Source organism: Bacillus sp. B4EP4a, from assembly GCF_006680105.1.
In the GTDB taxonomy this organism is placed as follows: Bacteria; Bacillota; Bacilli; order Bacillales; family DSM-1321; genus Peribacillus; species Peribacillus simplex_E.
The window spans coordinates 98,276-123,818 of record NZ_VHIK01000037.1 but is presented as its reverse complement, the minus strand read 5'-3'; the positions used below and the strand labels follow the sequence as shown (position 1 = coordinate 123,818).

The following is a 25,543-nucleotide window of genomic DNA, read 5'->3' as shown; positions in this document are numbered from 1 at the left end:
AATCGAATAAAGTACGGCAAATAACAGACCAAGAATGCTTTTAAAATAGCATCCTTGGTCTTTATTATTATGGAAAGAACCATATCCTCTGTATTACTGGGAACCAGGTAGAGTAATTAACGAGGGTCCCAATGAAAGGTTTGACTTAGTGCAATATATATTCGTTATTTTAGATAAACTTGTTTTTTACCATTAGCATGGACTGATACATGATAAGCGTATTTTACCGGAAAAATAAGCTGCTATTAAACTATTAGGGCTGCCAGCGGGTGTGATGCCAGTGCAGTATAAGTTTCAAAACAGTGATGATTGTACTTATCTCAATAAAGTTCTCTTTAAAAGTATTATTTCTGGATAATTAGAGTAGAGACTTACAACAATCGTTATTTTGTAACAATTCGTAAAGAATAGACGGTAAATTTAAAAAAACCTAAATGAGATCACGCTATAAGGAAGAAACTAATAAGCACATAGAAAAATAAGTGATAATCCATTAAAAATTCTGTAAATTTAAATCAAACATTATAACGTTATATTGATTAGTTCAACAAAATATGATAATCTATTTTTGTAAAGAGAAATGAAATGAATTCTTACACAATTCAGTGTAACCGTATACAAAGTACTTGCAATCGATAGGATGTACCGAAAAGGATGAGGGAAATGACAGATACGTTAGTTCTGAAGAATGTAAAGATATTAGAGGGAAATGCAGCAGATATCATACTGGAAAATGGGATGATTAAAGAAATCGCACTTCCAGGAACTGCAACAGGGGATAAGATAATAGATTATGATCAAAAAGTTTTTGTTTCCAGCGGATGGATTGATATACATGTACATGCTTTCCCGGAATTCGATCCTTATGGTGATGAGGTCGATGAGATTGGATATAAAACGGGTGTAACAACGGTCATTGATGCGGGAAGCACGGGGGCAGATAGGATATCTGATCTCGTTAACAGCTGTGAAAATTCCAAAACGAATGTTTTCGCCTTTCTGAATATTTCGCGGATTGGCCTGAAAAGGATTGATGAGTTATCGGATATTTCATGGCTGGACGAAGGGGAATTAAGGAAGGCAATTTCCAAGTACGGGGATTTTGTCGTTGGACTTAAAGCGAGAATAAGTAAAAGCGTGGTTGGTCCAAATGGTGTCGAACCATTAAAAATCGCTAGGAAGTTCTCGGCTGAAACTGGTTTACCATTAATGGTCCATATCGGTTCAGGGCCGCCTGATATTAAAGAAGTTCTTGAATTACTTGAGGAAAAGGATATTATTACACATTTCTTAAATGGTAAAGCGAATAATTTATTTGATGAAAGAGAAGAGCCGCTGCCTGAGTTCAGTAAGGCGATTGAACGTGGTGTTCATTTGGATGTAGGTCATGGAACGGCAAGCTTTTCTTTTAAAACTGCAGAAATGGCGAAAAAGCGGGGAATACGCTTCAATACGATCAGTACGGATATATATCGGAAAAACAGAGAGAATGGGCCAGTTTTTAATATGGCAAATGTGCTTACAAAATTTTTGTATCTGGGTTATCCATTAAAGGAAGTAATAGATGCCGTTACGGTCAATGCAGCAGCTTGGTTGCATAAACCCGAGCTTGGCAGGATTTCAGCTGGGGATATTGCGAACTTGACCTTATTCTCGATCAAGAATGAGCCGACCCTTTTAATGGATTCCGAAGGAGAAAAAAGGATGGCAGAAAAAAGAGTTGTCGTAAAAGGAGTGGTTATAAATGGAGAATTCATTGAATGCTAAATACGGTTTGAAAAGAGTCATAAATGCAAGCGGAAGAATGAGTATATTGGGGGTTTCTGCCCCAACTGACACAGTGATGGACGCGATGAAAAAAGGTGGGCAAAATTATGTTGAAATTTCTGATTTAGTCGATAAGTCAGGCCAGCATATAGCGAATTTGCTTCATTCTGAAGCAGCTGTCGTCGTAAACTCAGCATCAAGTGGAATTGCGCTTTCAGTAGCGGCGATCGTTACTGAAGGAAATAGAAGGAAAAGCGAAAGGCTTCATCAAGATCTCATTCAAAAGAATGAAATCATCATGCTTAAAGGCCATAACGTTCAGTATGGTGCACCGGTTGAAACCATGATTTACCTTGGTGGCGGAAAATTGGTTGAAGTTGGTTATGCAAACGAAGGGAAGGCAGAACATATTGCGGATGCCATAAATGAAAATACTTCTGCCATTTTATACGTGAAATCGCATCATGCTGTTCAGAAAAATATGATATCGGTCGAAGAAGCATGGGAAGTGGCCAAAACGAATAATATCCCTCTGATTGTCGATGCAGCAGCGGAGGAGGATTTGGAAAAATATGTACAATTCTCCGACTTGGCCATTTATAGTGGATCAAAAGCCATTGAAGGACCCACATCCGGTATCGTTGCTGGCAGAAAAAAATATATCGAATGGGTAAAGGTTCAATTGCACTGTATCGGAAGGAGCATGAAGGTTGGAAAGGAAACTACCTTTGGGCTGCTTCAGGCATTGGATGAGTATTTCGTCAAGACGGATAATAGCGAAAAAGAAAAAGCTAGTTTACAAGTTCTCACATCACTTGAATCCATTGAGGGCGTAAAAGTAACGATAGTTCAGGATGAAGCCGGCCGTGCCATATATAGAGCACGTATTTCCATTGATCCTTTAATAACGGAAACAACGGCGAAGGAAGTGAACGAGCAGCTCAGAAATGGGGATATCGCCATTTACACACGTGATTATGGGATACGGCAAGGCTTTTTCGATATAGATCCGCGTCCATTGCAAGGTGATGATATACATGTCATTGAAGCACAATTAAGAACCATATTAGGAGGAAAACAGGGATGACAAACATAAACAAACGGTTATTGAATGATCGTGTAGCCTTAAATGTACTGGCAAATAGTGTAGAAAATGCAGTGGAAGTCTTTGAAGCAGCGGAAGGCCATGTATTGGTTGGTGTACTCTCAAAGGATTATCCAACTGTGGAAGCTGGTGTTATAGCAATGAAAGAATACGGGGAAGCCATTGATGAGGCCGTTTCTATAGGATTGGGCGCGGGCGATAATAGACAGGCAGCGGTTGTCGCAGAAATAGCAAAATACTATCCAGGCAGTCATATTAACCAGGTTTTTCCTGCTGTTGGTGCTACGAGGGCCAATTTAGGTGAGAAGGACAGCTGGATAAATTCACTTATTTCTCCAACTGGGAAAGTAGGTTACGTGAATATATCCACTGGTCCAGTAAGTGCAGGTGCAAGTGAAACTGCCATTGTGCCTATCAAAGCTGCCATTGCCCTGGTTCGCGATATGGGAGGAAATGCTCTGAAATATTTCCCGATGAAAGGCCTGAAGCATGAAGATGAATATCGTGCTGTGGCAAAAGCTTGTGGTGAAGAGGGATTTGCTTTGGAACCAACAGGTGGAATCGATTTAAATAATTTCGAGACTATACTAGAAATCGCATTAGAAGCAAAAGTGCCTAAAGTCATTCCCCATGTATATTCTTCCATCATCGATGAAGAGACTGGAAAAACGAATGGGGAGGATGTACGGAAATTATTAGCCATAACTAAAAAATTGGTTGAAAAATATGCCTAAAAGGATTGTGGCATTCGGGGAAGTAATGATGCGTTTGCAGGTACCAGGGCATGAATTGCTATCACAGGCCAATACTCTGCAATACTCCTTTTCAGGCACGGGGGTAAACGTTGCTTCTGCGATGACAAAGCTAGGACATGATGGGAATCTTGTGACAAAGTTACCGGATAACCCCCTTGGGGATTCCGCGATTTCATCTTTGCAGCGATTAGGAATTGGAAGGAACTTCATCTCTAGAGGTGGCAAATACTTGGGGATGTATTTTTTGGAAAATGGTTTTGGACAGCGGGCGAGCCGTGTCACATATTCCAATCGACTGGAAAGCAGTTTTAATACAGCCTCCTTATCCGATTATGACATGGATATGATTTCGGAAAGTACGGATATCATCCATTTTTGCGGAATCACGCTTGCAATGGCGGAAAATGTACGGGAAAGTATGAAGGTGCTGGCTAGAAAAGTCAAAGAAAAAGGCGGTACAGTCTGTTTCGATTGCAACTACCGCCCCTCTTTATGGGAGGGAGGTTATGCTGACGCAAAGCCTCATTATGAAGAAATGCTTTCTTTGGCTGATATCGTCATGATGAATGAGAAAGACGCCCTATATATTTTAGGAATGAAGTCTGAAGGTTCCACAAGGGAAGAACAGCTAATCGAGTTGATTCCTGAGGTGGCAAAGAAATTCAATATTCAGTCGATAGCAGGGACACATCGTTCAATCAACAGTGATAATAGCCATACGTTGAGGGGGTATATATACAAGGAAGAAACATTTTACTTTTCCGATATCCTATCATTTTCCGTATATGATAGAATAGGTTCAGGCGATGCTTACACCAGCGGAATCTTACATGGAGAATTACTGGGATATTCCCCTGAAAAGACAGTTCGGTTTGCGGCTGTTTCAGGAATGCTGGCATGTACTGTCGTTGGAGATACTCCTTTGGCAACCGAAAAGGAGATACTCTCGGCAATGGAAGGTAAAATGGAAGATATTAAGAGATAAAAGGCAGGAGATTAGGAATGAATGTGAACAGAAAAAATGGACCGATGTATTTGCAGATAAAAGAAATATTAAAGGATCGTATTTTACATGGGGTTTATGCCATTGACACAAACATTCCCTCTGAGCCTCTTTTGGAAGAAGAATTTAACGTAAGTAAGGTCACTGTCCGTAATGCAATCAAAGAACTCGTGCAAGAGGGGTATGTTGAAAAGAAAAGCGGCAAGGGCACTAGGGTCATAGCTAATGGTGCGATTGTCAAACTTTCCAAGGGAAAGCGTTTCACAGAGCTGTTGGTGGAGGAAGGGCACTCCATTTTAAAAAAGGTGTTAAACATAAGTCATATTGACCTTTCTTCAGACTCTAAGCTGCATTCTCTATTTGGTGACCATTGCATAAGTATCGAACGGATATATTTATTGGACAATGAACCTTATATTTACTTTACACATTATGTTTCACTCGATATGAACGAAGAAGATATGAAAGAGGTCCAGATCAATTCTTTGTACCGCTTTTTGGAAGATCAAAACGTCAAACTTGAAACATTCAGAGATGAGTTTGCCGTTGCTATCGCTCCGGATCACATTTGCGAAACACTGAAAATCCAAAACAATAGTCCTGTACTAAAAAGGATTCGGATTTCCAGTGATGGGGACGGAAATGTTATGGAATACAGTGAAGGGTATTACAACACGGCTAAACAGAACTACATTGTGACATATAATGAGCCGGTACAATAATTCAATTATTGTATTGGTTTGATTGTAAGCGATTTCAATAGGGTGGGGAGAACATATGGATCTATATTTATTAGGAATCACGCTGATAGCTATCGTAATTGTTATTTTGGGGGTATCATGGTGGAAATGGCATGCATTCATTAGCTTGACTGTAGCCAGTTTATTTTTAGCGGTTTTTTCTGGACTGCCGATGGACAAGATTGTAGGAGCATATGAAACGGGTGTCGGAGCGGTCCTTGGTCACCTTATTGGAATATTGGCTTTAGGGACCATCTTAGGAAAAATGATGTCCGACTCTGGAGCCGGTATGCAGGTTGCTGACTTTTTCATTAATAAATTTGGCGTGAAGAACCTGCCATGGGCCATGCTTTTATCTGGTTTCATCATAGGCATACCGGTGTTTTTTGAGGTTGGTTTAGTAATATTGCTGCCTTTGGTCATTTCCATTCGGAAATCAACTAAAGTGAACATCTTGTTAATTGGTATTCCAGTACTTGCTGGTTTATCGATCGTACATGGGTTGGTACCTCCGCATCCGGGAGCCATGACAGCTATTGGGATCTATAATGCAAACATGGGACACGTACTTCTGTACTCATTGATCATCGCATTCCCGACTGCTGTAATTGCCGGACCTCTATTCGCAAAATGGGTTCAAAAACGGGTTATTCCTGTTGGTGAACCGGAATTGATCCGGGTGGTAACAAAGTCAAGTGGATTACCAGGGACAGGAGTTTCGTTCTTCATCATCCTTTTGCCTGTATTGTTGATGGTTTTAACTGTATTGGCGCCTTATTTGCCGCTACCGGGTTCCATTGAAAAATTCTTATTGTTTATCGGAAGTCCGGTGATTGCCCTATTAATCTCCTGTTTTGCTGCTTACTATTTCTTGGGCTACAGACAGGGAATGGACAAATCGCTAATTAAAAAGTTGACGGAAGAATGCTTATTGCCATTAGCCTCCATAATCCTTATTATCGGTGCTGGTGGAGGATTCAAGCAAATTTTAATTGATAGTGGCGTAGGGACTGCAATTGCTTCCATGTCTGAAGAAATTTCTTTATCACCGATCATTCTTGCATTCCTAGTGGCCGGATTGATTCGGATTGCCACGGGTTCTGCAACCGTCGCTTTGACCACGGCAGCAGGAATCGTTTCACCGGTCGTTGCCAATATGACAGGTGTAAATCTAGAATTACTCGTTATTGCCACTGGCGCAGGATCACTTATGTTTTCCCATGTTAATGACGCCGGTTTCTGGTTAGTAAAAGAATATATGGGACTAACCGTTAAAGAAACATTCAAAACATGGACAGTCATGGAAACCTTACTTTCCTTTGTGGCATTCGGTTTGGTTTTAATTTTGGATATATTCATTTAGTAAATAAAGGGTCTGAATAAGGGCATTTACCTCCTTGATCTGTTTTGGGGTGACAGATCAAGGAGGCTTTTATTTAGTTTTGAACATGTTGGGGAGGGAGTAAATGACTGGCTTAGTTCTTAGAGATAGGTCGATTGCGGAAATCAGAAACAAAAGTCATTCAGAATAGGAAGTAGTATGACAGTGACAAGGGTGTAGTTTCATCCGGAAGACGTTTGTTTTGCTCCTCTAAGATATAAGTCCTGACAGAGACTTCTATATTGAAAGATTGACAGCTTCCCGTTTACATATTCATTCTGAATATAATCCAGTAATTCATTGGCATGGTTAGGCTTTTGACGTTTTTCCTGAATATAATGGAGGATTAAAACTTCTATATTCACACACTCACCTTACTTGACAAGTATTTTTTTCCATTAACAATATAACATGGTAATTCAAAAAAATATCATTTTTAGAATATTTTAACTATCGACATATTTATACAAATAAAAGGAATGATTCGGGCTAGGGCTGGAAAATTGATAAAATATTATCGGGATATGCAAAAATAGAGCGATACCTACTGGTATGGACTCTTTCTAACTTTTATTCTACCGTGTTGTTTTTAAGTCGGCCCAAGAAAAAACCCTTGAAATTCAAGGGTTGGATAGTTCATCAAAGTGATAAAAAATGTTGGCGCTGATTTTACATGGGGCTTCAGCTTCATGCTTGTATCTTTTGTACAGGTATAGGTGATAAACGCAGCTCTGCGGCCTCTCTCTTAATGGAGAATAAATAAGCTGCCAAACCTAAGATGGCTGTAAAAATCAGCATGGCGATCGATGAACTGAAATCCCCGCCAGACAAGTCACGAAGCCATCCCATGATATAGCTCGAAAAGCCGCCCATGATATTCGTGAATCCAATTAGACCAGCGGCCCGTCCTGCCGTTTCAGGTGTTGAGTATTTTACCATGAGCATATTACTTAAATGGAACACACCGCCTTGACATCCCATTGCCAGTCCCATACATAGTCCGGCTAAAATAGGATTGGGGATGAAAATCGCTACAGTCAGAAAGACTGCCGTCAATGAAAATAGAATCGTGGCCATCAAACTTGGACGTCTGGTTTTGTCAGCCAGAAAACCGCATGCCAAGACAAATCCTAAAGCGAATAGCCAGGAAAGTGAAGTAATACTCGACATTCCTTCCTTTTCGAATCCTTTTGCTTCAATGAGGTATGTAGGAAGCCAAATGCTGATACCGAAAAATAAGAAGGAGCATACAAGCATGCCAAACCAAACAATCCAGAAACGATAATCTTGGGCGAAACTCTTATTCTCGGAGGCAGCGGTTTCTTTCACTTCATCATCCGTTTGGCGAATGAAAGCCAATTCCTCCTTACTTATACGGGGGTGCTCTTCTGGTGTATTCCGTGTCATAAAGATGAACATCGGGATATTTATAAATAAGTTGAACGCTGCAAGCATAAAGAAAGCTGCTTGCCAGTGGAGTAAAGATATCACGAGCACCAAAACAACGGCTCCCATTGCCGGACCTAAATAGTTACCGGTAAGCCATGATGCCTGGGCCCTCCCCAATTCGCGTTTATTAAACCAGTTAGAAATGAATTTGCCGGAAACCGGAATCATCATCCCCTCACCAAAACCAAGAATGATCCTGCTTATTAAAAACATTTCATATGAATTTGCCAGGCCTGACATAATCATCGTGAGTGTCCAAACGAATAAACCGGCAATGGCTGTTTTTCGGGCACCTAATTTATCAATGATGAAGCCCCAAAAAAGATTGGAAACTCCATAGGCAATGGTGAATACAAAAGATAGAAGACCGATCTTTGCATTTTTGTCATCGCCTGTCATACCGAGTGCATGTAAGAATTCAGGATCTGTTTGAATGATGGAAATGCCAACCTTATCAATTTGTCCGAAAAACCAAAAGAAAAAAATTGGAACGGCAATATACAACCATCTTTTTTGCCCATTTAACATAATACCATCTCCTTGTCGCTTTTTAGCATTCCTTAAAACACTTACCATTGAGAATAAGTGAATTACGGGTTTTCCCTTTAGAAAGGTACTAGTTTTGATTGTTCATTTTAGAGCTTTCCCGCCTTTCTTTATAATTTTGATAGATAAAAAGTCACGTAAATGTTTTGTAAGGAAAACAAAGTTTTACTTTCTTAACGATAAATTAAAATAATTTGATTGTCAATTTAATATTTTGACTATTTTATATCTTTAGAATAAACAAACTTATAAGCGCTTTCAGTTGAGAATAGAACTCCATTGCACCCTTTTGTACTTTCTTTGAGATATATTTAATCAAATGAGTGGAAGGACCTCTATCACGGACTTAAAAATGGAAGCATTTAATCTTTTGTGTCAAAAAAACAAATTATTATCAAATTATCAAAAATTCCGACTTATTGATATTGAATTTAAAATCAGGAAAATCTATAATTCATTTATATTGTTTTGTATATGAAATACTTAATATGGAAAAAAACATGATTTGGCATAAAATATCGATGTATTATAATTCTTTATTTGTTTTCATTTGTAATATTGGTTATATTTGGTTGAATCGATCTTTTCTATCGATACGTCAATTAAGCTAGGCCTTCCAAATAGTTTTATATATGTAAATATGCTTTAATTGACACATATACACTATTCTATTTAAACATGAAGAATAAGGGTAGAAGGAATGCCAATTAGAAGAATGCTCGATTCATTATCTGAAAAAAGGAAAGTAAAAGCGCTTGTTATCCTGCAGTGTTTGGGAAACAAGGAGATAGCAGCTCGGTCTTTCGATTGGCTCGGCTATGCTCTCGATTCTACTGGCCGTTTTCCGGAAGTGGTGAAAGCGTTGATCATATCTGATGCGACACGTTGGGCAGCTGTTGTTAGTATGGAAGAAAGTGAACGGAAATTTCTGAATAGATTACATTCCATCGAAACGTAAATCAGATGAACTTGCAAAGCAGAGGCAGTGCACTACTGGCGCCCATGTTTCTGTCTAGTAAGGAAGCGAAACGAATCTGGCCGCAAATACTTCCGTCAGGATACCGGTCATTTTCTTTCTCTTTATCAAGTTTAAACCAAGTGGACATCCTATCTTCATTATCTGTTCCGCCTTTGATCTTGTGTGGTGAACAGATAGTGAGTCAAAAATTTTTTGGATATTGATTCCTAATTCCGAGTTTTTCATTGTTCGGAAGTTCGGCCACTTATGTTATCAGCAGGATCCATGTGTGTTCAAGGATTATGGTACGGGTTTTACAGACAAAGGTATGCAACCATTGAAGTGTGCATCAAAAACATTCACCAAATGAACTTTCAGAAAAAAATGTACATATACTGCAAGTTCTTCTTTCTTGGTATGAAGAAAGCTTTACTGAATGGGTTATATTCAGGAGAAAATGAGATTTATTTACAACGGGGGGAATACTCGAATGGCAAGCGAAGAAAAAGAGAAAGAGAAATATAGTGCTAATTCATTGGTTAGAGGTTTGGAAATCATTAAGCTCTTTAATGAAGTACAGCCGAGTTTGTCTCTTTCAGAAATTGCAAAACAACTGGGAGTAAGCAGAACGGTACCATATCGTTTATTATTCACATTACAAAATATCGGTTATTTGTCTCAGGATGAACATACCAAACGTTATAGTTTAACGCCAAAGGTTCTTGAATTGGGATTCAGCTATTTGAATAGCTTGAAATTCCAGGAAATTGTCCAACCATATATGGAGAACTTGCGTGATGAAATCGGAGCCTCCTGCCATCTATCCATTTTGGATGGACAGGAAGTCGTTTATGTTGGAAGTGCCCCAATCAGAGGTGTATCCGCTGTCAATGTGAACATAGGTTTGCGGTTGCCGGCACATGCTTTGGCCAATGGAAAATTACTTTTGGCATATCAACCGAAAGAAATGCTAATGCAAATGTTCAAAATCTCAAATCTAACACCTTATACAGACAAAACACTCACCGCGCCGGGTGAGTTTCAAAAACAGCTGGATTCGATTCGGCAGAATGGTTATTCGATGACTAGCGGGGAATTCCACCCTGGCATCCGTTCTGTTGCAGCTCCGATTTTTGACAGGACTGGAAAAGTATTAGCTGCCTTGAATGTCGTGGCAACAGAGTCTGCTTATCAGGAGGATTTCATCGATAAAATTGCTTTGCCGAAACTTTTGGAAGTTTCTCGTCAGTTATCCGTTTATATGGGATATAGTGGGGTTAAGCCGTATCAACACGAAGATGTCTGAACATACTTGAGTCCCAATCTATCAATAAGTTAATAACCTCTTTCAAAAGTGTGGATCTCCCAATAGGGTATCCACACTTTTTTGTGTTTAAGAAAAGCGGATATTAGATTAACTTGTTTCAAGTTTATCCCGAAGCGCTGAGCGTTCGGATTATAAAAATAGTTTTAAATATTCTAAAAACTAATTGACAATGAAGCGGTTTCATTTTAGACTTAATTCATAGACAAAACAATGTTTTGCTTATGAAACATAATGCGATTTAGAAACAGCAAATAAGGGAGGAATTTTAAAATGACAAAAGAAGCTTTTTCAGTGAAGGATTTTGAAAAAAAATATGTTGCCCGATTGAAAGACCGTTCGCTTGATTGGGATGTCTTGAAGTTCCAAGAAGAAATCGATCCCGCTTATCGACGCGCACAGATGAGATATATAGGACGTGGTGCCACTGCCAATAACGATACGAATGTAATTGCAGGTGAACATTTCACTTTAAGTACAATGGTGCTGCCTCCGGGATGTATCGGTCCTTTGCACCTTCACGACGATGTTGAAGAAGTGTTTTTTATTCTAGAGGGTGAAGTCACTGCATTAATTCAAGAGGATAGCTACAGTGAAGTGCATGAAATTAAATTAAGTGCGAGAGACTGCATCAGCAGCCCACCAGGGGTTTATCGGGGAATTAGGAATGACGGGGATGTAGAAGCGCGCATGCTCGTTATGTTAGGGGCAGTGAAGCCTAATTTACCGACATATCCTGAAGGCAGTGAACTGGAAGAACTGCGTAAACAACGCTCTAAAGAAAGAGAAGCCATCATTAAAGACTGATCATTTAGCCGAAAAGGGCACCTGCATTATGAAAATTAATGAGGCGCCCTTTTCGATTAGATTGTTAAATATGGCCAATGCAAATTATCTAAAGGCCAATCTAAATTATGGGAGGTATAAAAAATGCTTGGGATTACTCATTTACGACATATAAGCATGATAACTCCGAATTTCGACGATCAAGCAGAGTTTTATGAAAAGGTTTGGGGACTGGATAGAGTGGATGTTCCGGAAGAGGAGAATACGGTTTATTTCCGCGGGGCTGGACCGGAACATCATATTTTAAGCCTTCACAAGGGAGAAAAACGAGGTTTGCATCATATAGCTTTTGGCATGGTCGATAAAAATGCAGTGGATCGTGCAGCGGGTATATTACAATCTAAGGGCGTTCGAATTATTGAACCACCTGGATATTTGGATGAAGCAGGTGCCGGTTATGGCCTGCGGTTTATTGATCCGGAAAACCGCGTGATTGAGCTCTCGGCTTGGGTGGAAGTACAAACGTCTATTTGGAGCAAGAAAAATGTTGACCCAGTGAAATTGAATCATGTTGTAATGAACACGAAGAACTTGGATATGATCGTTGAGTTTTACACGGATGTACTTGGTTTTAAAGTTACTGATTGGAGTGAGCACCAAATGTCATTCCTGCGATGCAACAGGAAACATCACTCCATTGCCTTCAATCAAGATGAGCATGCGTCAGTCAATCATATCGCATACGAGGTCGATTCCGTGGATGAACTGATGCGAGGAATAAGCAATGTGCGAAAAGCGGGCTTGTCAGAACTTTGGGGACCTGGACGTCATGGGCCTGGAGACAATATTTTCTGTTATTTTCAAGACCCAGGCGGTTTTGTTATGGAGTATACATGTTATCTGGAAACGATTGAAGATGAATCGGAGTGGAGAGCACGTGTATGGAAACGGGTTCCGCATTTAATGGATCAGTGGGGGATTGCAGGTCCGCCGAAACCAGAAGCCCGCAAAGCAATGGGAGGAGATCCCGATCCAGGCTGGGTTGATTCTCAGATAGATGATTCAGTCATGGCGGAAAAATGAGGAGGATATTGATTTCCTCCCATTATTCTTGTACGTAGCTAGGACATCGTTTAAGGAAAATGGCTTTGAAAAGGAGTGACGAGAGTGGATTTAGGATTGCAAGGAAAAGTTGCTGTCATAATGGGCGGCACGTCGGGCGTGGGATTAAAAACAGCAGAAATGTTTTTAGCTGAGGGAGCGAAAGTGGCTATATGCGGTAGAAGTGCAGAGCGTATGGAGAGTGCACAAACTCAATTGCTCTCATTTGGTGAAAAGGCAGATATTTTTGCATCAACATGTGATGTCACCTCAAAATCGGATGTGGATTCTTTCATTAATGGTACCGCTGAGAGGTTTGGCGGAATCGATATATTGGTGAATGCAGCCGGTCAAAGCGTGATGGGTCACTTTTTTGACATAACGGATGAGCAGTGGGAAGAACAGATTCAGTTAAAGTTCTTTGCCATCATATATGCCGTTCGTGCTTCGCATCCCCATTTAGTGAAAAGGGGAGGAGGGCGGATCATTAATATTAATGCAACGCTTGCTAAAGAACCTGAACGTCATATGGTAGCGACTGCAGCAGCAAGGGCTGGTCTCCTTAATTTAAGCAAAACCTTGTCCCAGGAATTGGCTTTTGACAATATATTGGTTAATTCAGTGAGTCTTGGATTGATCCGGACGGATCAATGGGAGCGAAGAAGATTGAAAAATGCACCTGATATGGACCCTGAAGAGTATTACGGAGACCTTGCGAAAAAACGGAATATCCCTCTTGGCCGTGTAGGTGAAGCGGAAGAAGTGGCCAGTGTCATCGTTTTCCTTGCTTCAGACAAAGCAAGTTATGTAGCGGGTTCGACGATTGAGACGGCAGGAGCGATCGGAAAGGCACTATAAATATATTACTAAAAAAGGTAGGATAACGCGATGAAAATACAAGAAGAAATAGAGTTTACGACTGCCGATTCCATCGTAAAGGAGCTTGTTCAAGCAGGAGTGGAAGCTGCTTTCGGGATTGTCAGTATTCACAATATGCCAATCTATGATGCAATTCTTAGAGAAGGAAGCATCAAACTCATTTGTTCACGCGGTGAGAGCGGTGCCGTGAATATGGCTGATGGATATGCCCGCGCCACTGGGAAATTGGGTGTAGTGATTACAAGTACCGGAACAGGGGCAGGAAATGCTGCTGGTTCACTAGTGGAAGCATGGGCAGCTGGTGTCCCCCTTCTTCATCTTACCGGTGAGGTGGCTTCTTCTTATCTTGGTACAGGTAAAGGATACATACATGAGTGTAAAGACCAGCTTTCAATGATGAGCGGAGCTTGTAAAAATGCAGTGAGGCTTAGAAACCCTGACCAATCAGCAGCAGTGGTAAGGAAGGCGATCCAAGAAGCTTTAACTGCACCAACGGGTCCGGTTACATTGGAAATCCCGATTGACTTTCAATCGGCGATCATAGAAGATCTTTCACTCGAAGGGCTGCGGCCTTCAACATCTGAAACAAATTCATTGCCATTTATTCCTGAACAAGCCGTGCAAAAAATGGTAGGCGCACGCCGTCCTGTAATATGGGCTGGTGGTGGAGTCATCAGTGCCAATGCTTCGCAAGAGCTGCAAAAATTAGCGGAACTCCTTGGTGCAGCGGTTATAACAAGTCAGTCAGGAAAAGGTGCGATTCCAGAAAACCATGAACAATGCATCGGACATTTTGCAGCTTATGAAACAACAAAAGAGTTTTTAAGAAATGCAGATTTATTGATTAGTGTAGGTGTAAGGTTTAGGGGGAATGAAACATCCAACTGGAAAGTGCCGGTGCCACAAGAACATATAGCGATCGATGCGGATTGGCAGGCCATTAACCGGAACTATAAAGCTTCGTTAGGTTTGGTTGGCGATGCGAAAGATATGCTGGCTGCCATCAATCAAAAGCTCGAAGAACATTCAGTTCATGCGGAACCTTCTTATTTACAAGAAGTTCTTTCGCTTAGAAATGAAGTGCGCGCTCAACTCAGGGAAACGCTTGGGCCTTATGAGCAATTTGTGGATGGCATGAGGGAGATATTACCAGACGATACCATTCTGGTTCGTGATGTAACCGTACAGGCAAACGTTTGGGGCAGCCGTTTATTTGAAATCTATGAACCGAGAACATCCATTCATGCATCAGGCGGCGGAATTGGTCAAGGTCTTCCAACAGCAATCGGTGCCCAAATGGGGTGTCCAGATAAGACCGTCGTTTTAATGGCTGGAGACGGTGGGTTTATGGTGAATGTCGGGGAAATGGTCACGGCAGCCGAAGAAAACTTACCAGTTATCATCGTATTGTTCGATGACTCAGGCTATGGGGTTCTTCGCAATATTCAAACAGCCGCATATGGTCGTCAGGTAGCCGTGGATTTATTGAGTCCTGATTTTGTGAAACTGGCTGAGTCCATGCATTTTGATGCTGTCCGTATTGGTTCTGGAGATGAATTCATATCCGAACTGAAAAAGGCAAAGGAAAGACGTAAACCTTCAATGATCGTTGTTGATATGGAAGCTGTGGGGCCTATGGCCAAGCCATTTGGCGGACCGCCAGGAGCTGCGGAAGCGTTCAAGCCCAAAAAACTATAAGGAGGATTGAGAATGATTTCGACATACCCATTTGTTTCAGGAAAATATCTAGTTAATGGAGAATGGATAGAATTACCGGAGAAAGTCGATGTAGTAAATCCGGCAAATACATCGGAAGTAGTTGGCCAGGTGGCAAAATGCTCTGAAGAAATCGTGAATGACGCGATTGATGCGGCAGAAATTGCTTTTGAAAGGTGGTCTCGCTCTGATATTGAGGAACGGGCTAACCGGATGAACACTGCTGCAGACGAACTTTCAAAAGTAATCGAGGAAAATGTTACAGTGTTTGTACGTGAAAATGGCAAAACACTTGTAGAAGCTAAAAAGGATTTACTGCGCTGTGTTGAAGTCATGAAGGGCTGTGCAGCAGAGTTACTTGATTGGTGGAAGCCTGAAGTGCTCCCTGGAAATCAAAAAGTCCAGATCCGAAGAAGGGCAAGAGGTGTCACGGCAATAATCACACCGTGGAATTCTCCGATGATATTAACATTTAAACGGGTTATACCTGCTGTTTTGGCAGGCAATGCCGTTGTCGTAAAACCTGCAACGAATTGTCCTTTAACGATAATGACCTGTTTAAAAGTAGTTGCTGAACATTTTCCTCCAGGAGTCATCAATATAGTCTCAGGATCAGGAAAAGCAATTGGCGACAAACTATGTTCAGATTTACGCGTACGGACATTGGCGTTTGTCGGAAGTACGGAAACCGGAAAAGATATCATGCAGAAATCAGCTGGAAATCTGCAAAAAGTATATATGGAACTTGGCGGAAATGATCCTGCCATCATTTTGGAAGATGCCAATATGGATGAAGCCGCTATCAAACGTTTGAGGATGGGGATTTTACGAGCAGCGGGTCAGGTCTGTTCTGCAGTAAAAAGAGTGTACGTCCAAAAATCACGTTATGAAGAGGTTGTGGAAAAGCTGACCAAAGAGTTTAGCCGGATGGTAATTGGTGATGGCATTCAGCCTGACGTGACTATGGGTCCATTGAATAATAAAGCACAATATGACTTTGTGAATGGCTTGATCGAACGTACGGCTAAATCAGGAGGAAATATAATCACGACTGGCATTCAGTTGAATCCTGAGACTTGGAATAAAGGTTATTATATGCTTCCTTCCATTATTACTGGTATCGATCAGCAGAGCGAATTGGTTCGGGTAGAACAATTTGGACCCATCATTCCAATTTTACCTTTCAATGATATTGATGAAGCTGTAAAATTAGCGAATGATAGTGAGTTTGCGCTGCGTGCATCTGTTTGGACCGAGAATGAAGATATCGCTGTCGAAATGGCAGATCGCCTTGAAGCTGGTGCGGTTTTCCATAATAATCATACCGTTTTCAGCGACTTGGCTCTGGATTTCCCTGGCTTAAAAGAAAGTGGTGTTTCCCGGGAAACAAGACATTGCGGGTTGGAATTCTTTGCGGACTCATACGGGTTTGCTGATTGAGGAAGGATGAAACTACATGAAATTAGGTTTAATCGGGTGCGGTAATATCGGAAAATTTCTGCTTCAGGCCATTAATAACGACGGGCTACTTTCAGGTGGGAAAATTGTTGCGATTTATGCCCGCCGGGAAGAAATAGCGGCACAACTAGCTGAAGAATTCACGACACAGGCATATAGTGATGTCGATGAACTCCTTAAATCTGATGTAGATTTAGTCATAGAGGCTGCAACGATCGAAGCAGCTGAAGAGTATGCATTGAAAGTGCTTAAAAGCGGGAAGGATCTCTTGCTGAGCAGCATTGGCGTGATGGCGAATACTGCCTTTGAAGAACAATCAAACCAGATTTGCAAAATGAATAATGTGAATATTCTCCTTCCGTCTGGTGCGATTGGAGGTCTCGATGTACTTAAGTCGGCAAAAGCGGTGAATGGCCTTGAATCTGTTTGCATCACCACAAGAAAACCGCCAAACGCATTGCCTGCAGGTACTACAGTGACAGAAGAAACGGTATTATTTGAAGGATCTGCTGCAGAAGCGATCAAACAGTTTCCGAGAAACATTAATGTTGCGATTGTGCTGTCCTTGGCTGGTCTTGGATCTGAAAAGACGAAAGTGAAAATCATTGCCGATCCAAATGTGTTAAAAAACAATCACCTGATAGAAGCGTCAGGTTCGTTCGGGAAACTGAAACTGGAAGTGGAAAATGATCCGATGCCAAATAATCCGAAAACGAGTTATCTAGCGGCATTAAGTGTTTTGGCTACTCTGCAAAATAAGGAAAAGAGCGTTCAAATCGGTTAAGACTTATGATTTAAAGCTTGGAAGGGAGAGAAAAAGTATGCTTAAAACTGATAAATCCTTAGAAGAAATGTCGAAACAGCAAGTTATTAACTATCTGAACGAAACGGTTAAACCAGAGGAAGGCGCTATACCTGCATACCTCCTTGGAGACCCAAAGGTTTATGATATAGAACATGAAAAAGTGTTTTTGAAAACATGGGTTTTTATCGGTCATGATTCTGAAGTACCCAACAAAGGGGACTTCATGACCCGTGAACTGGCTGGCTACTCGCTCATCATCACTCGTGATGCTGAAGGGGAAATCAGGGCGTTTTATAATATGTGCACGCATCGCGGAATGAAACTATGCCGTGCAGATAAAGGGAACAAGTCATTATTTACGTGTCCTTATCATGGGTTTAATTTCAAAAACACTGGTGAGCTTGTAGGGGTGCCATTACAAAAGGACATATATGGGGGCAACCTTGACCGGGCGGAAATGGGCCTTCACAAAGTGAAGCTTGAATCCTATAAAGGTCTTTTATTTGGAACTTGGAATGAAGATGCAGAGCCGCTTGAAGAGTTTCTTGGAGACATTAAATGGTATTTGGATATACTCGTAGGTCGTGCAGAAATGGAAGTAATCGGGGTTCCGCAAAGATTCGTTGTTAATTCCAACTGGAAAGTTGGTTCCGATAACTTTGTTGGTGATTCCTATCACACGATGGTCACACACGGATCCATTGCCAAACTGGGCATGGTGCCCAATGCTACCTATTCAAAGCGTGGTTTTCAAATCCATACGGAAAACGGGCATGGACTGAACTTAGGGACACCTAACCCTGAATTCGCTTTCCCGGAAGAATTGAAAGATGAATTTAAAACTAATTTGTCTGAAGAACAATATGGAGTGTTATCAAACTTAAAGAATATGATTGGGAACGTTTTCCCCAACTTATCATTTTTAATATCCCATACAAAAATCAAAGACCAATTCATATCCAACACTTCAATTAGAATGTGGCGGCCAATCGGTCACAATAAAATGGAAGTGATCGCTTGGATGCTCGTAGAAAAGAACGCCTCCCAAGATTGGAAAGATAGATCAAGAGATTCATTTATATTGACCTTTAGCCCATCCGGTATTTTCGAACAGGATGATACGGAAGTGTTTACGGATATTACTGAAGCAGCCCAAGGCCCAATGCCTTTCCTAAAGAATTTAACCTACAATTATACAATGGGGCTTCATCGTGAACCAGTTGATTTTATAGGACCGGGTGTTGCTTACGATGATAAATTCACTGAAGCGAGCCAAAGGAATTTTTACAAGTACTGGCTTGAATTAATGACGAAATGATAAGCGGGAGGGGGAACGGAAATGAATGTGGAGAAAATGTTGCTCAAATGTGAATTTGAACAGTGGCTGTATGATGAAGCTCAACTGCTGGATGATATTGAATTTGATGATTGGTTCGATTTAATGCACTCGAGCTTGCGTTATCAAATGCCTGTACGTGTTAATAAAGAAGGAGTGGAACGCCCGGATTATTCAACGGAAATGTTTACATTTAATGATGATATTGAGCTGCTTAAACTGCGCGTGGATCGTTTGAAAACGGATTATGCTTGGGCGGAAATACCGCCGTCAAGAACACGGCGTTTTGTCTCTAATGTACGCGTTAAAGACTATGTTGAACGTGAAAAGGCAGTCGTCAAGAGCTATCTGCTTATCTATCGAAGCCGCAGCACGGATATTCAACATGATTTGATTTCGGGGGAACGAAATGATGAATTCATTTTCGAAGAAGGTAAATGGAAACTTTCCAAACGGATATTCATTGTTGATCAATCAACGATAAATACCAGAAATCTTGCTATCTTCGTATAATTATTGACTTGGATTAAAAGAGATAACGAGGAGGCTGGTTACAATGGCAATGGCGTTAAAGGATAAAGTAGTGTTGATTACCGGGGGCAATTCAGGTATCGGAGAGGCTGTCACTCGACGTTTTATACAAGAAGGGGCAAAAGTCAGCATCATCGGCCGCTCGATAGAAACGCTAAAGAAAATGAAAGAGGAATTTGGTGAAGAGATTCTCATTAACCAAGGCGATGTAAGCAAATATGAAGACAATGAGAGGGCTGTCCAGGCCACAGTCGAGCAATTTGGAAAGCTGGACGTTTTCGTTGCTAATGCAGGTGTCTTTGATGGATTTGCTAAATTTGCCGACGTAACTCCCGATGCACTTTCCGAAGCATATGATTTTTTGATCGATATTAACGTTAAAGGATCTTTCTTCGGTGCTAAAGCCGCTCTTGAAGAATTGCAAAAATCGAATGGCAATATTATTTTCACCGTATCCGGTGCTAGTTTTTATCCGGATGGCGGCGGGGTGTGGTACACAGCAAGCAAGCATGCCCAAATAGGGTTGATGCGCCAACTTGCCTTTGAACTTGCTCCTAACATTAGGGTGAATGCTGTAGCACCTGGTGGCACTCTGACAGCATTATCGGTCATTCCTCCCCTACGTCCATTCGTTAAAATAGTGGATAATGAAACGAAGGCAAATAGCATTAAAAAAAGAAACCCTCTTCAGCTTGCACAGATGCCCGAAGATCATGTAGCTGCATATGTCCTATTAGCATCGGACGCAGCGCGTGCAATTACCGGCGAAGTAATCTCCAGTGATGGAGGATTGTCAGTTCGCGGACTGGGTTGAGTTCATTACAATATAAACTATGGGAAGAAGGTTTATAAGTATGGCTGAATCACTATTGGGCAATAGGAATATTAATCAACTCGCATTTGTTGTAAAAGATATTGAAGCTGCTAATATAGCTTTCACAAGACTGCTAGGCATTAAGAAGTCAGAACCATTTCTAACTGGTGACAGTTCTGTTTCGAATGTCACTTTTAGAGGTGTACCAACGGAATCACAATCCAAACTGGCTTTTCTGAATACACCAACCGTCCAATTTGAACTAATAGAACCCGATAAAAATCCAGGAACGATGCGTGAGTTCCTGGATGAAGTAGGTGAAGGGATCCACCATATAGCTTTTGACGTTGACTCTATCCAAAAGAGGCTTCCAATCATGGAGAAAAGCGGATACCCAGCTTTGCAAACGGGTGAATTCACTTCAAGTGACGGCCGGTATGTATATGTGGATACACTGGATGATCACAAAACGTTAGTTGAACTGCTTGAAAGTTCAGAGCCAAGAAAAACGGCATGTGAGAGACCAGAAGATGCAAGCGTTCAGCCGCTATTAGGGACTAACAAAGTGGAACAGCTTGCGTTAGTTGTAAAAGACCTGGATGCGGCAGCAGATGCATATTGTAAGTTGTTGGGTATTGAAAAACCTCCCATCATTCATTCTGGTTCAACCGATATTACAAACGTGATTTACAAAGGGAAGCCCACTGAAGGAAAATCAAAATATATGTTCATCGATACGCCGTTAATTCAAATTGAATTGATCGAGCCGGGCGAATCACCCAGTACGTGGAAAGATCATCTTGAAACATATGGTGAGGGTGTTCACCATATATCTTTTGTCGTAAAAGACTTGGAGGATAAAATGAAGATGTTAGAAGAAATGGGCTATCCGGTCATACAGACAGGTAACTTTTTTAACGGAAAAGGCCGATATGCCTATATGGATACAACATCGACCTATAAAGTGATTATTGAACTGTTAGAACGTTTTGATGAGTAAACATGTAACAATTGATCATTAATTAGGTTTCCGGATACAAATGCCAGAGCACTTGGAACTTACATAATCAGGAATAATGAACTCCAGTGGTCATTAAATCGAAAATCTAGCCATTTTCCCTCCTAATCAGCTGATTAACTTTCTAGACAAGTGAAACCGTAAAAAGCATATACAAGGCAATGGGCAGGAAGGGGACTTCAACCATGGCCTTGTACGGTTGGAATAAAAGTGAAAAATTTAATAACAAACGGAAAAGAATATTGACAAATAATTCAGAATATTAATATTATTAAAAAACAAAAAAGGAACCCTTTTATGTAAATTTTATTGTGATGCACGTTTTATGTAATCAAGGTAATAATCATAGTTTTTTTGGATATGGATCGTATTGACCTTTATTGCTTTTTCTGCATCCTTGTCACGAATGGCATGGATTACCTGTAAGTGCTCGTTGTTTCGTTCCTCATACCAAGATTTATCAACCATTGTAACATCTTCATTACGGGCGGACAAAAAGGAAATTCGAAAAGAAAGCCATAATGAATCCGTAGTCTTTTGGAGAAAGGTATTTCTCGAGTAGGAATATAATAAGCGGTGAAATTCAATGTTTGCACGGCTTGCCGCTATTCGGTCATTACTATTAATTGCCTGTTGCAGTTTATCCGTTGCCCATTCCAGTTTTTTTAATTCCTCTTCCGTAATTCCTTCACAAGCTTTTTGTATCGAATAGTTTTCGAGCATTTTCCTGATTTCCAATTCCTGCTGTAAAAGTTCAATATCCACATTGGATATGACCATCCCTATACCAGGTTTCACCTGAAGCAAATTTTCCTGTTCCAATTTCCTCAAAGCTTCACGAACCGGTGTACGGCTACAATTGAATTGCTGGGCAATATCATCTTCCGTTAAACGGTCTCCGGGCAAAAATATTCCTTCAATGATCGCATTTTTTATAACAAAAAATATAGCTTCCCTTAAGGGCTTAGAAGAATAATGTTCTATTTGCTCTGTAATATATTGATAGTGATTGGTTTCCATGGTGCTCCTTTCTAAAATCCAATTATATACAAGTATATTTATTTTTTCTTAAAAAACGATTTAAGTCATTTCAATGCTTCATACTTTTGATTATTTATACAATTCAATGGGATGGATGAAACTATTATTACTAAAGACGCTCACAAGGCTATCTGTACATATTGGCAGGGGATAAAATTCAGGGTAGCCCCCATCCATGCTAAAATTGGGGAAAACAAGGGTGTCATAGAGTAAGAGGAAGCTCACAGTTGTTTTATTACCATCGGTTGATATGGGTCACATTGCCGTGATGAATGATGTATATGGGGATTTTTTTTACAGATAACCATGTAAGAAGTGAGATTCATGTTGCTCGATTACATAAAGATGCTATGATTGAAATCGAAGATTATACTAAAGAAATGAATACATCAGATTGATATTTTCATTTCTTTAATATACATAGAGGATACAGGAGGAGTTTTAAAATGAATTTAGCACAATTTCCTAGAAAGCGATATACACCGACATATACACCAGTTGAGAGATTAGATCATTTTTCTGAAGTTCTAGGGGGCCCATCCATTTATGTTAAACGAGACGATATGCTTGGTCTGACGGCTGGGGGAAATAAAACAAGAAAACTGGAATTCCTTGTTGCCGATGCATTGGAAAAAGGCGCGGATACGTTGATTACATGTGGAGGCATTCAATCAAATCATTGCCGCTTGACACTAGCTGCTGCCGTTAAAGAGAAAATGAAATGCATCCTTGTATTGGAAGAGGGACTTTCAAAAGATTCAGAGCCGGATTTTAACGGTAACTATTTTCTCTATCATTTATTGGGAGCTGACCAAATTATAGTTGTACCTAATGGATCGGACTTAATGCAAGAAATGCAGAAAGTGTCTAAAGAGGTGACAGAGAAAGGACATCGACCTTACATCATTCCCGTTGGGGGATCCAATGTCATTGGTGCAACGGGATATGTTGCATGCGCTCAGGAGATTTTAGCACAGTCCTTTGAGCAAGGCATTGACTTGAAAGCAGTTATTTGTGTAAGCGGCAGTGGGGGAATGCATGCTGGTTTGGTTGCAGGATTTCATGGAAATCAAAGTGGAATATCAGTAATTGGCATAAATGTAAGCAGAGGAAAAGCTGAACAAGAAGAGAAAGTTTTTCAGCTTGTTAGAGAAACTTCAACACACATCGCCCTACAAAATTCGATCCCTCGCGAGGCTGTTACGTGTTTTGATGAGTATGTCGGACCGGGTTATGCTCTGCCTACACCTGAAATGGTGGAAGCAGTCAAGCTAATGGCAAGAACAGAAGGGATTTTGTTGGATCCGGTATATACGGGTAAAGCGGCAGCGGGACTCATTGATTTAATCCAAAAAGGCACCTTTAAGCCGGAGGATAACATCCTATTTGTTCACTCTGGTGGTGCTTCATCGTTATATGCCAATACTTCGCTATTTAATTGAAATGTCATTATATAATAAATTCTAAAGTTAAAGTGGAGAAAAGCTGGCTCATTTGCATAGCTCAAATGTCAAGACAACAGAAGCAGTGAGAGTATTCTAAACGATTCTTTCTATACATAATATGCAGTGTGCCTAATCCCACTTTTTTTAATTTATTAAATCAAACAGCTTTCATGCTGAATTTTAAGAACTTATGCTCTAATTGTGAAAACGTCATAATGGAATTTAATTGAAAAGTTCCTGTAATGGTCAAGAGGAGAGCACGAAAACCATTTGAAAACTGATCATAGAAATAACAATCAAGGCTTAAAATCAAGAACTATTTTAAAGAAGCAACAGAATTGATTCAGCAATGGATGGACGTAGTACATTATGGAGCCTGTTCCACAATGTGCAACGTATTGGTAGCGGAATAGACATTTGTCCATGTACAAAAGAGGATTCTACAGTTGTAGAATCCTCTTTTAATAAATTACCACTTATTATAAAGTAGTGATTCTTGTTGTGTATAGCTAGTATTAGGATAATTCGTAGAGCATTGCAATTCCAGGTTTAAGTCGAATACAGTGCGGAAAGTTTGAGCAAAACTGATATTATTTATTTCAGCTGAAGTTGTATTGCATGTTTAATAAGGAATTTGTAATGTGGGAACATATGTTTTATAATGTTTTTTGAGTAAATAATTATCTATCGAAATAGGGGAGGTATTATATGTATATTACAATTGCAGATTTTATTAAAGAATGGAATAAAGAAGCCATACTGACTCAAAATGTTTTGGATAGTTTGACTGATGATTCATTAGAACAACAAGTTTATCCTGAAGGTCGCACTTTAGGAAGAATCGCGTGGCATTTCACCACGAATATTCCAGATTATCTAGCTCATTTCGGGTTAAAGATAGACCGGATAGAAAGTTCAGAAAACGTTCCATCTTCAGCCCAGGAAATTGCAATCACTTTTAAAAATGTAAGTTCTCATGCAGCCAAAATTATTGAACAACAATGGACAGACGAATCCCTAGGGCAAATACAAGAAGCGTTTGGAAGACAGGAAACAAATGCTTCCATTCTTATGGGGCTAATCAAGCATATTGTTCATCATCGCGGACAAGTTACGGTTCTAATGCGTCAAGCAGGAATAAAACCTTCTGGGGTTTATGGACCGCCAAAAGAAGATTGGATTCATCTAGGTGTGCAAAATCCACCACTTTAATTACTTATGCATGCTTAAGTTCCGACCTTTAACAAAAGGGGCCATTGGCGAATAATTAAATCCCAGTTCTCAATTTTATAGCTGAGTTAATAATATGTTAAAGCATCCTTTGAAGGGTGCTTTTTTATTTTGCCAATGAAGGGTTTAAATGAAACCAGCTAATTTAGAGGCGATGTTTTAAATGGCATACTACTTGTTTCTCCAATTAAAGCTAATGGAGTAAAAGTAAAAGATGCGATAGATTCCGTCTTTTCCTTTTGATTAGGCTATGTTAAACCATTAGTGCAGAATAGTTCTTTAATATTATTATTTATAATTATGCTATTATTAGGCCTCCATATCCTGAACCTCCACCGTAATTGCCACAACCACC

Annotated in this window: 23 protein-coding genes; 20 read left to right on the top strand and 3 right to left on the bottom strand. The window is 40.3% G+C overall.

The genetic code is table 11. From position 1 onward, the window contains the following. Window positions 1-663 precede the first annotated feature (663 nt). From FNK51_RS18655 to FNK51_RS18630, 6 genes are read left to right on the top strand one after another with little or no spacing between them, the layout of a single operon-like run. Complete coding sequence (locus FNK51_RS18655; RefSeq protein ID WP_141994275.1) at window positions 664-1,767, top strand: amidohydrolase/deacetylase family metallohydrolase; 1,104 nt, start codon at window positions 664-666, stop codon at window positions 1,765-1,767. Further along, window positions 1,745-2,854, top strand: coding sequence for a DgaE family pyridoxal phosphate-dependent ammonia lyase (locus FNK51_RS18650; RefSeq protein WP_098371919.1), 1,110 nt, complete (start codon window positions 1,745-1,747; stop codon window positions 2,852-2,854). Before FNK51_RS18655 ends, FNK51_RS18650 begins: the two co-directional genes overlap by 23 nt. Continuing rightward, a complete protein-coding gene (gene dagF / locus FNK51_RS18645; RefSeq protein ID WP_098371920.1) occupies window positions 2,851-3,606 on the top strand; it encodes a 2-dehydro-3-deoxy-phosphogluconate aldolase in 756 nt (251 codons plus the stop codon). Before FNK51_RS18650 ends, dagF begins: the two co-directional genes overlap by 4 nt. Beyond that, window positions 3,599-4,612, top strand: coding sequence for a sugar kinase (locus FNK51_RS18640; RefSeq protein WP_141994274.1), 1,014 nt, complete (start codon window positions 3,599-3,601; stop codon window positions 4,610-4,612). Before dagF ends, FNK51_RS18640 begins: the two co-directional genes overlap by 8 nt. A gap of 17 nt (window positions 4,613-4,629) precedes the next feature. Beyond that, the gene (locus FNK51_RS18635; RefSeq protein ID WP_141994273.1) at window positions 4,630-5,352 is read left to right on the top strand and encodes a GntR family transcriptional regulator; all 723 of its coding nucleotides are present in this window, start codon (window positions 4,630-4,632) and stop codon (window positions 5,350-5,352) included. 55 nt (window positions 5,353-5,407) lie between these two features. Further along, window positions 5,408-6,733 (top strand): GntT/GntP/DsdX family permease, encoded by a 1,326-nt coding sequence (locus FNK51_RS18630; protein ID WP_098371922.1) that lies wholly within the window; start codon window positions 5,408-5,410, stop codon window positions 6,731-6,733. Between the two features lie 200 nt (window positions 6,734-6,933). Here FNK51_RS18630 and yppF read toward each other — a convergent pair whose 3' ends face one another. Beyond that, complete coding sequence (yppF, locus tag FNK51_RS18625; RefSeq protein WP_081112928.1) at window positions 6,934-7,116, bottom strand: YppF family protein; 183 nt, start codon at window positions 7,114-7,116, stop codon at window positions 6,934-6,936. Between the two features lie 322 nt (window positions 7,117-7,438). After that, window positions 7,439-8,728, bottom strand: coding sequence for an MFS transporter (locus FNK51_RS18620; RefSeq protein ID WP_098371923.1), 1,290 nt, complete (start codon window positions 8,726-8,728; stop codon window positions 7,439-7,441). A 718-nt stretch (window positions 8,729-9,446) separates the two neighbouring features. Between FNK51_RS18620 and FNK51_RS18615 the strand changes: the two genes are divergently transcribed. From FNK51_RS18615 to FNK51_RS18560, 12 genes are all read left to right on the top strand, one after another. Next, window positions 9,447-9,704: a hypothetical protein gene (locus FNK51_RS18615; RefSeq protein ID WP_098371924.1), complete on the top strand. Its 258-nt coding sequence runs from the start codon at window positions 9,447-9,449 to the stop codon at window positions 9,702-9,704. Window positions 9,705-10,194: 490 nt separating this feature from the next. Continuing rightward, complete coding sequence (locus FNK51_RS18610) at window positions 10,195-11,010, top strand: IclR family transcriptional regulator (protein WP_076371338.1); 816 nt, start codon at window positions 10,195-10,197, stop codon at window positions 11,008-11,010. A gap of 291 nt (window positions 11,011-11,301) precedes the next feature. After that, the gene (locus tag FNK51_RS18605; protein ID WP_098371925.1) at window positions 11,302-11,835 is read left to right on the top strand and encodes a cupin domain-containing protein; all 534 of its coding nucleotides are present in this window, start codon (window positions 11,302-11,304) and stop codon (window positions 11,833-11,835) included. Between the two features lie 123 nt (window positions 11,836-11,958). Continuing rightward, window positions 11,959-12,897 (top strand): VOC family protein, encoded by a 939-nt coding sequence (locus FNK51_RS18600; RefSeq protein ID WP_141994272.1) that lies wholly within the window; start codon window positions 11,959-11,961, stop codon window positions 12,895-12,897. An 84-nt stretch (window positions 12,898-12,981) separates the two neighbouring features. Next, on the top strand, window positions 12,982-13,773 hold the full coding sequence (locus FNK51_RS18595) for an SDR family oxidoreductase (protein WP_098371927.1): 792 nt from the start codon (window positions 12,982-12,984) through the stop codon (window positions 13,771-13,773). Window positions 13,774-13,803: 30 nt separating this feature from the next. Further along, a complete protein-coding gene (locus FNK51_RS18590; RefSeq protein WP_141994271.1) occupies window positions 13,804-15,492 on the top strand; it encodes a thiamine pyrophosphate-binding protein in 1,689 nt (562 codons plus the stop codon). A gap of 12 nt (window positions 15,493-15,504) precedes the next feature. After that, window positions 15,505-16,950 carry an aldehyde dehydrogenase family protein gene (locus tag FNK51_RS18585; protein ID WP_141994270.1) on the top strand — a complete coding sequence of 482 codons (1,446 nt, stop codon included), beginning with the start codon at window positions 15,505-15,507 and terminating at the stop codon, window positions 16,948-16,950. Between the two features lie 16 nt (window positions 16,951-16,966). After that, window positions 16,967-17,752 carry an aspartate dehydrogenase gene (gene nadX / locus FNK51_RS18580; RefSeq protein WP_141994269.1) on the top strand — a complete coding sequence of 262 codons (786 nt, stop codon included), beginning with the start codon at window positions 16,967-16,969 and terminating at the stop codon, window positions 17,750-17,752. A gap of 37 nt (window positions 17,753-17,789) precedes the next feature. Beyond that, on the top strand, window positions 17,790-19,091 hold the full coding sequence (locus tag FNK51_RS18575; RefSeq protein WP_098371931.1) for an aromatic ring-hydroxylating oxygenase subunit alpha: 1,302 nt from the start codon (window positions 17,790-17,792) through the stop codon (window positions 19,089-19,091). A gap of 21 nt (window positions 19,092-19,112) precedes the next feature. After that, complete coding sequence (locus tag FNK51_RS18570) at window positions 19,113-19,622, top strand: aromatic-ring-hydroxylating dioxygenase subunit beta (RefSeq protein WP_141994268.1); 510 nt, start codon at window positions 19,113-19,115, stop codon at window positions 19,620-19,622. Window positions 19,623-19,665: 43 nt separating this feature from the next. Beyond that, entirely contained in the window at window positions 19,666-20,454 is a 789-nt protein-coding gene (locus FNK51_RS18565) for an SDR family NAD(P)-dependent oxidoreductase (RefSeq protein ID WP_241588720.1), read from the top strand. Between the two features lie 40 nt (window positions 20,455-20,494). Beyond that, window positions 20,495-21,454, top strand: coding sequence for a VOC family protein (locus tag FNK51_RS18560; RefSeq protein WP_141994267.1), 960 nt, complete (start codon window positions 20,495-20,497; stop codon window positions 21,452-21,454). Between the two features lie 324 nt (window positions 21,455-21,778). Here FNK51_RS18560 and FNK51_RS18555 read toward each other — a convergent pair whose 3' ends face one another. Then, window positions 21,779-22,492, bottom strand: coding sequence for a GntR family transcriptional regulator (locus FNK51_RS18555; protein WP_141994266.1), 714 nt, complete (start codon window positions 22,490-22,492; stop codon window positions 21,779-21,781). Between the two features lie 467 nt (window positions 22,493-22,959). Here FNK51_RS18555 and cuyA point away from each other — a divergent pair, with 467 nt between their 5' ends. Together cuyA and FNK51_RS18545 are read left to right on the top strand one after the other, a co-directional pair. Beyond that, window positions 22,960-23,955 (top strand): D-cysteate sulfo-lyase, encoded by a 996-nt coding sequence (gene cuyA / locus FNK51_RS18550; RefSeq protein WP_141994265.1) that lies wholly within the window; start codon window positions 22,960-22,962, stop codon window positions 23,953-23,955. Window positions 23,956-24,666: 711 nt separating this feature from the next. Continuing rightward, on the top strand, window positions 24,667-25,170 hold the full coding sequence (locus FNK51_RS18545) for a DinB family protein (RefSeq protein ID WP_141994264.1): 504 nt from the start codon (window positions 24,667-24,669) through the stop codon (window positions 25,168-25,170). Window positions 25,171-25,543 lie beyond the last annotated feature (373 nt).

Excerpts from the sequence above, each read along its gene's own strand:
- cuyA (WP_141994265.1), top strand. The coding sequence starts at position 22,960 with ATGAATTTAGCACAATTTCCTAGAAAGCGATATACACCGACATATACA.
- FNK51_RS18605 (WP_098371925.1), top strand. The coding sequence starts at position 11,302 with ATGACAAAAGAAGCTTTTTCAGTGAAGGATTTTGAAAAAAAATATGTT.
- nadX (WP_141994269.1), top strand. The coding sequence starts at position 16,967 with ATGAAATTAGGTTTAATCGGGTGCGGTAATATCGGAAAATTTCTGCTT.
- dagF (WP_098371920.1), top strand. The coding sequence starts at position 2,851 with ATGACAAACATAAACAAACGGTTATTGAATGATCGTGTAGCCTTAAAT.
- FNK51_RS18635 (WP_141994273.1), top strand. The coding sequence starts at position 4,630 with ATGAATGTGAACAGAAAAAATGGACCGATGTATTTGCAGATAAAAGAA.
- FNK51_RS18650 (WP_098371919.1), top strand. The coding sequence starts at position 1,745 with ATGGAGAATTCATTGAATGCTAAATACGGTTTGAAAAGAGTCATAAAT.
- FNK51_RS18640 (WP_141994274.1), top strand. The coding sequence starts at position 3,599 with ATGCCTAAAAGGATTGTGGCATTCGGGGAAGTAATGATGCGTTTGCAG.
- FNK51_RS18555 (WP_141994266.1), bottom strand. The coding sequence starts at position 22,492 with ATGGAAACCAATCACTATCAATATATTACAGAGCAAATAGAACATTAT.
- FNK51_RS18615 (WP_098371924.1), top strand. The coding sequence starts at position 9,447 with ATGCCAATTAGAAGAATGCTCGATTCATTATCTGAAAAAAGGAAAGTA.
- FNK51_RS18565 (WP_241588720.1), top strand. The coding sequence starts at position 19,666 with ATGGCAATGGCGTTAAAGGATAAAGTAGTGTTGATTACCGGGGGCAAT.
- FNK51_RS18585 (WP_141994270.1), top strand. The coding sequence starts at position 15,505 with ATGATTTCGACATACCCATTTGTTTCAGGAAAATATCTAGTTAATGGA.
- FNK51_RS18630 (WP_098371922.1), top strand. The coding sequence starts at position 5,408 with ATGGATCTATATTTATTAGGAATCACGCTGATAGCTATCGTAATTGTT.
- FNK51_RS18620 (WP_098371923.1), bottom strand. The coding sequence starts at position 8,728 with ATGTTAAATGGGCAAAAAAGATGGTTGTATATTGCCGTTCCAATTTTT.
- FNK51_RS18610 (WP_076371338.1), top strand. The coding sequence starts at position 10,195 with ATGGCAAGCGAAGAAAAAGAGAAAGAGAAATATAGTGCTAATTCATTG.
- FNK51_RS18575 (WP_098371931.1), top strand. The coding sequence starts at position 17,790 with ATGCTTAAAACTGATAAATCCTTAGAAGAAATGTCGAAACAGCAAGTT.
- FNK51_RS18545 (WP_141994264.1), top strand. The coding sequence starts at position 24,667 with ATGTATATTACAATTGCAGATTTTATTAAAGAATGGAATAAAGAAGCC.
- FNK51_RS18600 (WP_141994272.1), top strand. The coding sequence starts at position 11,959 with ATGCTTGGGATTACTCATTTACGACATATAAGCATGATAACTCCGAAT.
- FNK51_RS18560 (WP_141994267.1), top strand. The coding sequence starts at position 20,495 with ATGGCTGAATCACTATTGGGCAATAGGAATATTAATCAACTCGCATTT.
- FNK51_RS18590 (WP_141994271.1), top strand. The coding sequence starts at position 13,804 with ATGAAAATACAAGAAGAAATAGAGTTTACGACTGCCGATTCCATCGTA.
- FNK51_RS18655 (WP_141994275.1), top strand. The coding sequence starts at position 664 with ATGACAGATACGTTAGTTCTGAAGAATGTAAAGATATTAGAGGGAAAT.
- FNK51_RS18570 (WP_141994268.1), top strand. The coding sequence starts at position 19,113 with ATGAATGTGGAGAAAATGTTGCTCAAATGTGAATTTGAACAGTGGCTG.